The following is a 12407-nucleotide window of genomic DNA, read 5'->3' as shown; positions in this document are numbered from 1 at the left end:
GCCCCGGCCGCCGCGGCGGCGCCCGCCGAGATCGCGCCCGCCGAGATCGCGCCCGACGCGGAGGGCGCGCCCGCCGAGCCGCCGGCACCTTCTCTCCGGCGCGACCTCGGCGGCATCGCCCAGGTGCTGCTGCTCATTCCGGTGCTCTGGGGCCTCGGCTTCCTTGCCGGCCTGCCGCTCTACGTCATCGGAATCGTCCGCTATCACGGGCACGGCTGGGGGATCGCGCTCGCGCTCGCGGCCGGGACGCTTGCCACCGCCTACCTCCTGTTCTGGCAGGTGCTCAGCATTCCGCTCCCCATGCTTCCGCTCTTTCTCGACTGAACCCGGGCTCGCGCCCCTCCCCCTTCGCGAGGATCTCCGACGTGAAGCTGCAGCTCAGCATCGGCATGCCGCGCAACCCGCGGAGCGCCCCCATCTTCGACGGGCTCGTCGCGCCGGAGGGGATCGATCTCGTGCCGACGCCGGTGCACCCTTCCGAGCTGTTCTGGCGCCAGCTCCGCTTCGCCGATTTCGACGTCTCCGAAATGTCGATGTCGTCGCTCATGATGACGGTGGCGCGCGGGGACGACCGCTGGGTCGGGCTGCCGATCTTCACGACCCGCCGCTTCTTCCACACCGAAATCCTGGTCCGGCGCGATGCCGGCATCGCGAGTCCCGAAGACCTGCGGGGACGCCGGGTGGGCGTTCCGGAATACCAGCAGACGGCGGCGCTCTGGACGCGCGGCGTGCTGCAGCACGAATTCGGGGTGCTGCCGCAGGAGATGGAATTCTGGATGGAGCGCAACCCCGCGCACAGCCATGCCGGCGCGGTCGGATTCCGGCCTCCGGCGGGCGTCACCATCCACCAGATCCCCTATGAGAAGAGCATCGGATCGATGCTCCTTTCCGGCGAGCTCGAGGCGACCCTCCTCTACATCACCGACAGGAACCTCGTGGATCGCAGCCGGGCCGATCTCTCCGACCATCCCGACATCCGGCCGCTCTTTCCCGACATAGCGGCGGAAGGCGCCCGCTACTTCCGGAAGACCGGGCTCTTCCCGATCAACCACGGCATGATCGTCCGGCGCGAGATCCTCGAGAGGCATCCCTGGGTCGCGCTCAACCTCCTCAAGGCCTTCGACGCCGCGAACGCGATCGCCGACCGCCAGCGGATGGAGCATGCCGACTATCATCTGAGGGCCGGGCTGGTGCCGGATTCCTACCGTGCCGTCCTTGCCGCGCCGATCGTGCGCCACGGCATCGCCGCGAACCGCCGCGTTCTCGAGACGGCCGCGCTCTATTCGCACGAGCAGGGCCTGACGCCCCGGCCCATGCGGATCGAGGAGCTCTTCGCCGCGAGCACGCTCGACCAGTAGCCGGCGCGCGCGGCCCGCCTATCCGGCCGCCCCCGGCCCGGCGATCCGGCCGGCCTGCGGCGCCGACCAGTCGAGCGTGACGGCGATCTCCTCGGCGGCCTTCCGCACGGACGGCAGCGCGGCGAGGAGGCGGGGCTCGTCCATGCGCTGGGCCGGCGCGACGATGCCGACCGAGGCGACGAGCCTGCCGGCCTTGTCGGCGACCGGCACCGCGACGGCGTTGAGGTGCTCGATATAGCCGCCGCGATCGAGCGCATAGCCCCGTTCCCGGATCGCCGCGAGCTCGGCCGCGAGGGCGGCCGGCTCGGTGATCGTGGCGGCGGTGAACCGCGGCAGCGGCCCGGCGAGGCACGCCTCCGTTTCCGCGCGGCCGGCAAAGGCGAGGAGCGCCTTGCCATGGGCGGACGCATGGAGCGGCGCGTGGCCGCCGATCCGCGAGGCGACGCGGATCGGCTGGCTCGTCTCGACCTTGGCGAGATAGAGCGCCTGCCCGCGATAGAGCACGGCGAGGTTCACCGTCTCCCCGGTCTCGCGCATCAGGCGGTTCAGGCTCGGCTGCGCGACCGTGACGAGATCGAGCTGGGCGAGCTTGGTCCCGGCGATCTCGACCAGCGCCAGCCCCAGCTGGTATTTCCGGCTCGCGGGATCCTGCTCGACGAAGCCCTCCGCGGCGAGCGTCGAGAGGATGTGCTGCACGGTGGCATTGTTGAGCCCGAGCTCGCGGCTGAGCTCGCGCACCCCGAGCCAGCGGCGCTCCGGCGTGAACCGGCGGAGGACGGCGAGCGCCTTGGTGACGGTGCCGAGCGTCTGGCGCGGCTTCGCCGGAGGCGTCATTCCGCTTCCCCGCCGGCGGCGGACGCGTCTTGCGCCGGCGCGCCGAGACGCGCGCGCAGGCCCTCGCAATCCGCGGCGACGCGGTCGACCCAGTTCGCGGCGGCGCGGATCGCCGGCCCGGGATCGAACGCCGCTTCGACGGCGTCGCGAAGCGCCGCCGCGGATAGTGCCGGGTCCGAAAGAAGGGCGTCGCGGAGCGTGCAGCCATCCCGGCGGACGCGCTCGGCCGCCGCCTGCACCAGCGCCTGCGCGGCATCGCGCCCGAGCCTGCCGGAGAGCGCGGCGGAGGCGGCTTCGGCGAAGAGCAGACCGTGCGTCAGATCGAGGTTCCGGCGCATCCGCGCCGCGTCGACCTCGAGGCCCTCGGCGAGCCGCCGCGCCTCGCGCAGTGCCCCGGAGGCGAAGCCGAAGAGCGCCGGAAGAGCGTGCCACTCGGCGTGCCACGGCCCCGCCGGCCGCTCGTGGGCGCTCGCCAGCGCCCCGAGAAGGGTCGCGACCTGCCCGATCGCCGCGGCGTGGTTCGCCGCGATGACGGTCGCGCCGACCGGGTTGCGCTTGTGGGGCATGGCAGACGACCCGCCGCGCCCCGGCGCCGGCGGCTCCGATACCTCCATCACCTCCGTCGAGGCGAGGTCGAGGATGTCGGCGGCCATCTTCGCGAGCGCGCCGAGCAGGAGGCCGAGCCAGGCGCCCGCCTCGGCGATCCTGACCCGCTGGGTATGCCATGCCACGACCGGCGTCCCGAGGCCCAGCTCGCGCGCGAAGGCATCGAGCAGCGCGGGGCCCTTCTCGCCGATCACGGAGAGCGTACCGACCGCGCCGCCGAGGGAGGCGACGAGCAGGCTCGCGCGGATCGCGGGCATGCGCGCGAGCACCTCGGCAAGCCCGTTCGCCCACACCGCCGCCTTGTAGCCGAAGGTCACGACGGCCGCATGCTGGGTGGTGGTGCGCCCCGCGCAGGGGTCGCCGCGGTGCCGGACGGCGAGCCGTGCAAGCGCTCCAAGCGTCGCGTCGCCGTCCGCCGCGAGAAGCTCGAGCGCCTCCCGCATCTGGAGCACGAGCGCGGTGTCGGCGAGATCCTGGCTGGTTGCGCCGCGATGGAAATGCGCTTCCGCGGAAGGCGGCAGCAGCGCGCCGACCGCCTTCACGAAGGGGATGGTCGGAACGCCGGCATCCGCCGTCAGCCGGCCGATCGCCGCGATGTCCAGCGCGTCCGGGTCGATCGCCGCGAGCCGCGCGGCGAGCTCCGCCGGCACGATGCCGAGCGCGGCCTCGGCGCGCGCGAGCGCGATCTCCACCTGAAGCATGGCGCGGAGGCGGCGCCGATCTTCGAACACGGCGCGCATCTCGGCGGTCGCGAAGAGATCGCCGTAGAGGGCGGAATCGAGCGGCGAGAACGTCATCCCGCCCCGCTTCGCGGACGAACCGCCGCGCGCGGCCCCCGGCGGCCGCTCACGCTTCGAAGAAGACGGTCTCGTCCTTCCCCTGCAGGCGGATGTCGAAGCGGTAGAGCCCGGGAGCGTCCGGCGCGGGCCGGGCGATCAGCGTGTAGCGCAGGTCCGGGTCGACCAGGCCGAGGATGGGATCGGCCGCATTCGCCGGCTCGTCGGCGAAGTAGATGCGGGTGAAGAGGTGGCGGAGCAGGCCCTTGGCGAAGACATTGAGATTGATGTGGGGCGCCTGCGGCGTGCCGTCCGGACCGGGCACGCTTCCCGGCTTCACGGTCTCGAAGCGGAAGCTGCCGTCCTGCCGGCTCTCGCAGCGGCCGATCCCGCGGAACCGGGCATTGGAGGGCGCCGCGTCGCGGCCGGCGAAGCGGCCCTCCGCATCCGCCTGCCAGGCTTCCACCATCGCGTCCGGCACCGGGTCGCCATTGCCGTCATAGACCGCGCCCTCGATGCGGATGCGGGTGCCCGGCGCGCCCTCGTCCGCGATCATGCCGTCGCAAAGCGGGTCGCCGCCGTAATCCTGCGGGGTGAGGCAATAGGCGAAGAAGGGGCCTACCGTCTGGGACGGCGTGATCACCTCCGCCTCCGGGCGCGCGTCAGTCATGGTGCGGCTCCTCGAAGAGGCTGGCCTCGCGGCCGCGCAGGACGATGTCGAAGCGGTAGCAGAGCGCCCATTCGGAGCGCGTCATCGCCATGTCGAGCGAGGAGACCATCCGCATCCGGGCGCGCTCGTCCGGCACCGACATGAAGATCGGATCGTACGGAAAGAGCGGATCGCCCGGAAAGTACATCTGCGTCACGAGCCGGGTCAGGAAGGAAGGCCCGAACAGCGACATGTGGATGTGGGCGGGCCGCCAGACATTGTTGAGGCCGGGTACCGGGTAGCAGCCGGGCCGGATCGTCACGAATTCGTACCAGCCGTCGGAATCGGTGACGGCGCGGCCGGCGCCGGTGAAGTTCGGGTCGAGCGGCGCGTCGTGCCGGTCGACGACATGCACGTAGCGGCCGGCGGCGTTCGCCTGCCAGATCTCGATCAGCGTGTCCGGCACCGGCCGGCTGTTCTCGTCGAGGACGCGGCCGCGCACCATGATGCGCTCGCCGAGCGGCGTGCCGGCATGCTGCCGGGTGAGGTCGCTGTCGCCGGGACGGACATGCGCCTGGCCGAATACCGGGCCGGCGATCTCCGTCAGCGTCTGCGGGATGATGACGAGCGGGCGCGAGGGCGCGCGGAGCCGGGTCGCGACATAATCGGGGAAGAGGTAGGGCGGGTGAGCGGCAAGGCTCTCGGTCGGATAGTCGGTCACGCTGCCTCCCAGAGCTGTTTACCTATTGCAATCAGAGTTTGTATTATCCAACCGGACTTCCGGCGTGTCAAACGGCCGCGCTCAGACGCGGATCTCGTCGAGCGTGCTCGGGGCGAAGAGATCCTCCGGCGTCATCCGGCGTGTCGCGAGGCCCTGCTCGAAGGAATAGCGGGCCATAACATCGAGCGTGTGCCGGTTCGCTTCGACCCCGTAGGGCCAGAAGTCCCGGCCCATGATTTCGACGGTCTTCTGCAGCTCGGCCGAGAGCCAGGGCAGCATGACCTTGAGCGCGTGGACGTCGTAGAGCTCCTGCTGCGCGATCGCCTTTGCCCGGTGGAACGCCTTCAGCAGGCTCACCGGAAGCCAGGGATGCTCCGCCACGAGCGCGCTGCGGATGCCGACCGCATGCATGATCGGGAATATGCCGGTGCGGCGGAAATAGTCCTGCTCGACCGCCTCGTAGTCCGGGAACAGGCGCGCGACCGGCGCGCTGCCGTCGAGGAAGCAGGAGGGCGCCCGCGCCGAGAAGAGCGCCTCGATCTCGCCCGCCGCCAGGAGGGCGGAAAGCGAGCGGCCCGCCGGCGCCGCGGACAGCGGGAAGCCCTCCGGCAGGCTGAGGGGGAACTTCTCGCGGCGGCCGGCCTGTTCGAGGCCGCCCTGCACCCATTCCATCTCGTCGTGCCGCACGCCGAAATCGTCGGCGAGGGCGCCGCGGGCCCACATGGCCGCCGACATCTGGTACTCCGGGACCCCGACGCGGCGGCCCCGGAGGTCCGCCGGCGCCGCGATGCCACGATCGGTGCGGATGTAGATCGCCGAGTGCCGGAACGTCCGCGACAGGAAGACCGGGATCGCCACATAGGGCGTCAGATCGCGCGAGCGGGCGATCATGTAGGGGCTGAAGCCGATCTCGCTGACGTCGAACTCGTGGTGGAAGTAGGCGCGCTGGAAGCACTCCTCGACCGGGATCGGGAGATAGTTCACCTCGCAGCCCTCGACCTCCACCCGGCCGTCGATGAGCGGCTGCACGCGATCGTAGTTCGAGCTCGCGATCGTGATCCGGAGTTTCGCCATTGACCTGCCTCGCATTTCCTCCGGCCTAGAAGCGCAGCCGCATCCTTCCGTCAAATCGCAATATCGGATCGATTCTTCCGCAATTCCGCACTATCCCTGCCGGTGCGGAGGCAAACGATGGGACTGAGCCTTGCCCGGTTGCGCAGCTTCGTGGCGGTGGCGGACGAGGGCCAGTTCCGCCGCGCGGCGGAACGGCTTGGCCTTTCGCAGCCGGCCCTCAGCGCCCAGATCCGAGAGCTCGAAGCTTATCTCGGGGTGGCGCTCTTCAGCCGCACGACCCGGAACGTCCGGCTCAGCGCGGCCGGCGAGCTCTTCCTCGCCCGCATCCGCAAGGTGCTCGCCGATCTGGACGGGGCCGTTCTCGAGCTTCGCGACCAGGCCTGCCTCAGGAGCGGGCTGGTCTCGGTCGCGGCGACGCCTTCGCTCGCATCCCGCCTCCTTCCGGGGGTCCTTCTCGCGTTCGGAAGCCGTCATCCGGGCGTACGGGTGCGTGTCTTCGAGCTCGATGCGAGGGTCATCCTCAGCAGCCTGGCGGCCGGCGAAGCCGATCTCGCGCTCGCGCCGAGACCGCCCAGGACCGCCGTCGAGATCGGATTCGAGCCGCTCGCAAGGGACCCGTTCGTGGGCCTGGTCGCGGCGGGGCATCCGCTCGCCGGGCGCGGCGAAGCGTCGCTTGCGGAGCTCGTCCGCCATCCGGTGGTGACGACGGTCGAGGAGACGAGCATCAGGGAGACGCTCGCCCGCGCCTGCCTGGAGGCCGGGCTGGCACTCGAGGTTGCGCATGCGCTGACGCAGCACCACACGATCGTCGAGCTGGTGGCGCTCGATCTCGGCGTCGCGATCCTGCCGACCCTCAGTCTCCCGGACCGGCTCGAGCGCGTGACGCCCTTGCGGATCTCTGGGCCTCCGGTCGAACGGGAGGTCGGCCTCCTGCGCCGCAGGGGGGAGGCGGTATCGGCCGCGGCGGCGGCATTCGCCGCCATCGTGAGGGAGAGCGCCGGAGCGCTTGCGGCCCGCCGCCTGCCGGGCCAAGCGGATGCGCCCGCCGCCGGCGCGGAGGCGGGAAGCTAGTCGGCCGGAAGCCGCCGCAACCACCATCCGGCGGTTGCCGCGATTCCGGACTCCAGCGAGACCTTCGGCGTCCAGCTCAGGTGCCGCGCCGCGCGGCGGATGTCGAGCACGTTGCGCCTCACGTCGATCGGCCGATCCGGCTCGAAGTCGAGCCGGATCGGCCGGCCGGTCGCGGTCTCGACCAGCCGGATGATGTCGAGAAGCGTGACGCCGGCGCCCGAACCGATATTGATGACCGTCGAGGGGCCCTCGTACCCGCACGCAGCGACGAAGGCCTCCGCCACGTCGCCGACATAGACGAAGTCGCGCACGACGGAGCCGTCGCCCCAGATCGGCATCGCGGTGCCTTCGATGCTGTGCTGCATGGCGGCGGCGACGACGCCCTGGCTGCGATGCGAGCGCTGGCCCTCGCCATAGGGATTGGCGATGCGGAGCGACACCGTCTTCATGTGGCGGAGCACGCCGATGAGCCGGAGATAGTGCTCGATCGCAAGCTTGGAGACGCCGTAGGCGTTGCGGGGCCGCGTGGGCGAATCCTCGACCAGCGGCTCGTCCGCCTCGAGGCCGTAGACCGTGCCTCCCGACGAGGCGAACAGGAACAGGTCGACGCCGCTCGCCTCGCAGATCTCGGCCGCCTTCACCGTCGCGCGGACATGGCTGTTGATCTCTTCGGCGAGATCGTGATTGGCGGAAGCCGGAAGGCTGTTGCTGGCCAGATAGACGACTGCATCCTGCCCCGCCGATGCGGCGGCGACGACGCTCTCGTCCGACACGTTGCCGGTGACCCATTCCACCACGCCGTTGGGAATGCGCTTCGGCGCGGCCAGGTCGAGAGCAGTCACCTTCGCCTGCGCGGCGACAAGTCCGGACACCACGTGCCGCCCGATGAAGCCGCCGGCACCGACGACGAGAACGCGCCGACCGCCCAGTCCCGCGCTCATCTCGTCACGCCCTCAGGATCAGCATGCCTCATGTCACCCTACTCGGAACGCCCACACTGAACGCGATGACCGCATCCGGGAACCGGATGGGAACTCGGATCGCACGGACCCCGAGACCCGCGAGCCAACATTGTACATCGGGCACGCCCCCCCAATCGAGCGTCCTTCGGATGGTGACGGCTGTCCGAGAGCACCTTCGATCTTCCCGGGCGCAATGCCCCGAGGACATGCGGAGACGGACCCCGCGACATCCCGGACATAGCATGGTGAGCGTGACGTCCCCCGTCACACCACCGCCGGCGCGCTGCCGCCGGCCCGCGGGGACCGGCGCGAACCCGAGCTAACCCCAACGACCACCTCCAGAGCCCTGCATAGCGCACCGTAGTGGAATCCGGTAGGCCATTTATTTTGCGGTGCGAAGAACGAGGCGGCCCTGGCCCGAACCGGCAGACCTGGCCCGAACCGGCAGACGCATTTGGTCCGATGCCGCGGCGAGCCCGACAGTGAACGGCACGGTTGCGGCAGCGGATCGAGAATGCAACCGGCTTCCGGCAGGCGCACGAGGTCGGCTTGCTTGCCTTCGCGGCCCTGTGTAAAGGTCTTCGCGAAGGCGTCGGTGGAGCTTTTCCCTGTCCTCGAGCGCTTCCGGCGCAGGAAATACCGGGCCGGCATGCGCTTAGGATTCAGGTGATGCTCGATATAGACGAGGGCAGGGGCGATTACTTCATGGCAGAGTCCGCGTCGAGGGACGATAGAGCCGCCGCATCCGCCGAAGCCACACGAATTCCTGCACCCATACTTCCATTTCTCATCGGTTTCGACATGCCGGCGGCGGTCGATTCGTCCGATCAGTACCAACGGCTCGCCGAGTTCTATTACGAGCTCCGCAACAGCATAATTCCCGAGGGCGGCGCGCAGGAATATGTCTTCGCCGCCGTCGTTCGCAATGCAGCAAGCGCGCCGCCGGGGGAGCGGAGGATTCAATCGCTCGCCGGGGCCCTCGAGAATTGGGCGAGGGGTGGCGGTTCGCCGATCCCGTCGGACATATTCGACGCGGCCTATTACTCCGAGCTCGCTGGCCAGGACTTCGAGGACGAGCGGGCGGCACTGAGCCATTGGCTGCAGAAGGGGCTCGGCGAACGGGTCGTCCCGACCCGGACATTCGACGCCGAATTCTACGTGGCGGCAAACCCCGACCTCAGCGCATGGTCGAACTGGATCTTCCTCCACTACGTCTATCACGGCCGGCCCGAAGGGCGGCTGCCCTCCCCCGCCTACGCCTCGGCGCGGGAGGCGGAGAGCGGCGAAGCGGACCGAGCCGGCACGGAGGCGGGCCCGGACTCCCGGGGCGAGGAAGCGTGGGCTCCGGTCCTCTCCGCTCCAATGGTCAGCCGGCTGCTCGGCTACGCTCCCGTCGACCGGATCGAAGCCGCCGTGGTCGAGCGGATGTCCCGCGCCTTCGATGGCTCCGCCAGGCGGCTCGGCCTTCGCACCGAGATCGAGCGGCATCTCCTGGCCGGCATTCTCGGCCAGCTGTTCGGGCAGGGGGAGACCGGCGAGCGCGCCGAGGTGGTCCTTGCCATCCTGGAGGCCTGGGGCGAGGGCGGCCGGACGCCGGACCTCCTGCCCCTGTTCGATCCGGCCTATTACGCCGAGGCGGCGGGCATCGCCTTCGAAGGACCCGACGCCGCCTTCGGCCACTGGCTGAGGGAGGGCGTCGGGAAGCGGATCGTCCCGACGCCCTTCTTCGATCCCGACTTCTACGCCGGCAGGAACCCGGACCTCGCCGGCTGGCAGGACTGGATCTTCCTGCACTACGCTTCCCACGGGTTCAGGGAGGGGCGCCCGCCGGACTGCTTCGTGAACCCGAGCTGGATCCGGATGCGCTATGCGACGGGCTCCGTGTCGCCGCTCCAGTTCTACCTCGCCGAAGAGGCCGCCGGCCGGCCGGTCCAGCCGGCGCCGAACGTCGGGCCGTTCCGGCGGGCCGGGTCCTCCGGCGAGCTGCTCACCCTGCGGGACTTCCTGATCCTCAGGCGGAAGCGCGGCCTTTTTCCGTTCGGCCCCGACAGCGAGCTGCAGGCGGAGATCCGCAAGGCGGCGGCGATCGAGCCCCGCATCAAGGTCGTGGACCAGGCGCGCCTGTTCACTCTGAAGCCGTTCGATTCGCCGCTCTATCCGTATCTTACCGCGGTGCAGCAACGGGTCGGCGAGGCCGACATCCTGGTCTACCGCGACAGCGTGACCTTTGGCGGGGTCGACCGCGTCCTCCTGTTCACCCTGCGCTACCTCGAGCAGAAATATCCCGAGGCGCGGATCAAGGTGGTTTCCTTCGGGCCCGTGGACAGCCGGCAGTTCACGCGGCACCATCTGCGCACCGAGTTCGTCGCGCTCGACGCGCTGGTCGGCAATGCGGAAGCGACGGTCAGGCGGGAGCTCGCCTTCGACAGCGCCCTCGGGTCGGGCGCGCACACCATCGTCAACATGAACTGCGGCCCGCTCTGGGACGCGATCCAGATCTACGGCCGGCGGCTCACCGAACGCGCACGCCTCTTCGCCTTCATGTTCTGCGACGACCGCGACGTGTTCGGGAACGTGGACGGCTATCCGACCCGCTACGCGCTCGACTGCCTGCCCTTCCTGAACAAGATCTTCGTCGACAGCTACTATCTGCGCGACACGCTCAGGGCCCGCTTCGGCGATTCCAGCTTCCTGCGCTCCCGGCTCTCGGTATTCCGCACGCCCTTCGACTTCCGGCTCCGGGAGCTCGGCGCGCCGCGCCCGGCTCCGTCGAATGAGGGGCCCGTCGTCGCCTGGGCCGGGCGGCTCGACCGCCAGAAGCGCCCCGACCTTTTGGCCGCCATCGCGCAGCTCATGCCAGAGGCGACGTTCCACGTCTGGGGCGAGCCGGTGCTCGACAGGCTGGACCTCCGGCTGTCCTCGCTCGCGAATGTCAGGATGATGGGCCTCTTCGACGACCTTTCCGAGGTGATGGCGCTGGCCCCCGACGCGTTCCTCTACACCTCGGAATGGGACGGCATTCCGACCATCCTGCTCATGGCGATGATGCACGACGTGCCGATCGTCGCCTCCGCCGCAGGCGGCGTCCCGGAGGTGCTTCCCGAGACCTCGCTGGTGCGCGGGCTGGAGGACGTTCCCGAATATGTGGCGCGCCTGCGCGCGGCCTTCGAGGCGCCGGAGCCGCTGCTGGAGGCCCAGGCCGGCAAGCGCGACCAGCTGCGGAACCTGCACAATTTCGACGTCTTCTCGTGGGCGGTGGAGGCCATCTGAGATGGGGGGAGGCGGCATCAGCGTCGTCGTGACCGCGCATCGGGAGGGAACGCTTCTCCTGCCGACCTTCCAGAGCGCGAAGGTTTCGGCCGAGGCGCTCGCCAGGCGGAGCGAGGTCCCGGTCGAGTTCGTCATTTCGCTGGATCGTCCGGACGCCGAGACGCAGGCCGTGGCGGCAAGCCTTCCCGGCCGCCTCACGACATGCGACGCCGGCGATCCCGGCGCCAACCGGCTCCATGCCGTCGCGGCGGCGCGCCACGATTTCATCGCCTTTCTCGACGGCGACGACCTGTGGTCGTCCAACTGGCTCTGCAAGGCCTGGGACCTGATGCAGGTCATCGAGCCCGGACACCGCGAAACCTGCATGCTCCACCCGGAATACAACCTGATCTTCGGGGCGCATTCCATGCTGGTGCGCCAGGGCGACCCGGAGGATCCGTTCTTCGACCTCACCTATCTCCGGTCCGGAAACTACTGGGACGCCCTGAGCTTCTGCCACCGCCGCATCTACGAGGAATTCCCGTTCCTGCCGAACGACCCGGCGAACGGCATCGCGCACGAGGACTTCCACCTGAGCTGCGTCACCGTGCTGAACGGGGTCGAGCACCTGCTCGTCCCGGGCACCGTCCACTTCAAGCGGCGGCGCGGCGATTCCGTCTCGGTCAAGGCGGAGGAGCGATCGGCCAGGCCGCGCTTCACGGAGCTCAATTTCTACGGCTTCTACGGCCGCAGCGGGAAGGCGGCCGGGGCCTGACCTGAACCGGCCGCCTTAAGGGAACTCGATCTCGAGCGGCACCGCGGCGCGCACGCCGGCATGCATCAGCAGGTCGGCGATCGCCGTCTCGGAAATGTCGGCATCCGCATGCGCCGAGGCGATCCGTTTCGCCGCCGGGCCGACCTGGAGGACCTCGCCGGACTCGATGGCCTCGGCGACGATCCGTCGGACCTCCTCAAGAAGCTGGGCGTCCACGTCCGATCTCCGTCGCTCCGGCGGACCATCTAGAGCGGAATCCGATCAGGTTGCATCATACCCTGCCGCTTTGAAGTAGTTGGCGCATTCGGCTGGTGGGAAGAGATCGATGAGGC

The 12407-nt window shown here is 69.9% G+C and carries 12 protein-coding genes; 5 read left to right on the top strand and 7 right to left on the bottom strand.

Annotated features, from left to right (window positions below):
• Both E4O86_RS19895 and E4O86_RS19890 read left to right on the top strand, forming a co-directional pair.
• Positions 1 to 324, top strand: a 324-nt coding sequence (locus E4O86_RS19895) for a tripartite tricarboxylate transporter TctB family protein (RefSeq protein ID WP_205520991.1), incomplete at its 5' end; no start/stop codon positions are given.
• Between the two features lie 41 nt (positions 325 to 365).
• Complete coding sequence (locus E4O86_RS19890) at positions 366 to 1358, top strand: substrate-binding domain-containing protein (protein WP_161142298.1); 993 nt, start codon at positions 366 to 368, stop codon at positions 1356 to 1358.
• A gap of 18 nt (positions 1359 to 1376) precedes the next feature.
• Here E4O86_RS19890 and E4O86_RS19885 read toward each other — a convergent pair whose 3' ends face one another.
• The 5 genes from E4O86_RS19885 to E4O86_RS19865 form a co-directional block, all read right to left on the bottom strand.
• Positions 1377 to 2192, bottom strand: a complete 816-nt coding sequence (locus E4O86_RS19885) for an IclR family transcriptional regulator (protein WP_161142297.1) — start codon at positions 2190 to 2192, stop codon at positions 1377 to 1379.
• On the bottom strand, positions 2189 to 3595 hold the full coding sequence (locus E4O86_RS19880) for a class-II fumarase/aspartase family protein (RefSeq protein ID WP_161142296.1): 1407 nt from the start codon (positions 3593 to 3595) through the stop codon (positions 2189 to 2191). Before E4O86_RS19880 ends, E4O86_RS19885 begins: the two co-directional genes overlap by 4 nt.
• A gap of 49 nt (positions 3596 to 3644) precedes the next feature.
• Positions 3645 to 4244, bottom strand: coding sequence for a protocatechuate 3,4-dioxygenase subunit alpha (pcaG, locus tag E4O86_RS19875; RefSeq protein WP_161142295.1), 600 nt, complete (start codon positions 4242 to 4244; stop codon positions 3645 to 3647).
• A complete protein-coding gene (gene pcaH, locus E4O86_RS19870) occupies positions 4237 to 4944 on the bottom strand; it encodes a protocatechuate 3,4-dioxygenase subunit beta (RefSeq protein ID WP_161142294.1) in 708 nt (235 codons plus the stop codon). Before pcaH ends, pcaG begins: the two co-directional genes overlap by 8 nt.
• A gap of 81 nt (positions 4945 to 5025) precedes the next feature.
• Positions 5026 to 6018 carry a substrate-binding domain-containing protein gene (locus E4O86_RS19865; protein ID WP_161142293.1) on the bottom strand — a complete coding sequence of 331 codons (993 nt, stop codon included), beginning with the start codon at positions 6016 to 6018 and terminating at the stop codon, positions 5026 to 5028.
• Between the two features lie 117 nt (positions 6019 to 6135).
• Here E4O86_RS19865 and E4O86_RS19860 point away from each other — a divergent pair, with 117 nt between their 5' ends.
• A complete protein-coding gene (locus E4O86_RS19860; protein WP_161142292.1) occupies positions 6136 to 7089 on the top strand; it encodes a LysR family transcriptional regulator in 954 nt (317 codons plus the stop codon).
• On the opposite strand, the gene E4O86_RS19855 is transcribed toward E4O86_RS19860, so the two are convergent.
• Positions 7086 to 8030, bottom strand: a complete 945-nt coding sequence (locus E4O86_RS19855) for an NAD-dependent epimerase/dehydratase family protein (protein ID WP_161142291.1) — start codon at positions 8028 to 8030, stop codon at positions 7086 to 7088. The genes E4O86_RS19860 and E4O86_RS19855 overlap by 4 nt on opposite strands.
• 822 nt (positions 8031 to 8852) lie before the next feature.
• Here E4O86_RS19855 and E4O86_RS19850 point away from each other — a divergent pair.
• Both E4O86_RS19850 and E4O86_RS19845 read left to right on the top strand, forming a co-directional pair.
• Positions 8853 to 11321, top strand: coding sequence for a glycosyltransferase family 4 protein (locus E4O86_RS19850; protein WP_161142290.1), 2469 nt, complete (start codon positions 8853 to 8855; stop codon positions 11319 to 11321).
• A gap of 1 nt (position 11322) precedes the next feature.
• Positions 11323 to 12075 carry a glycosyltransferase gene (locus E4O86_RS19845; RefSeq protein ID WP_161142289.1) on the top strand — a complete coding sequence of 251 codons (753 nt, stop codon included), beginning with the start codon at positions 11323 to 11325 and terminating at the stop codon, positions 12073 to 12075.
• A gap of 15 nt (positions 12076 to 12090) precedes the next feature.
• Here E4O86_RS19845 and E4O86_RS19840 read toward each other — a convergent pair whose 3' ends face one another.
• A complete protein-coding gene (locus tag E4O86_RS19840) occupies positions 12091 to 12291 on the bottom strand; it encodes a hypothetical protein (protein WP_161142288.1) in 201 nt (66 codons plus the stop codon).
• Positions 12292 to 12407: the final 116 nt, after the last annotated feature.

The organism is Propylenella binzhouense (assembly GCF_009866965.1).
Taxonomy (GTDB): Bacteria; Pseudomonadota; Alphaproteobacteria; order Rhizobiales; family Afifellaceae; genus Propylenella; species Propylenella binzhouense.
The sequence above is the reverse complement of the archived record's forward strand: the minus strand, read 5'-3'. Positions and strand labels throughout refer to the sequence as shown.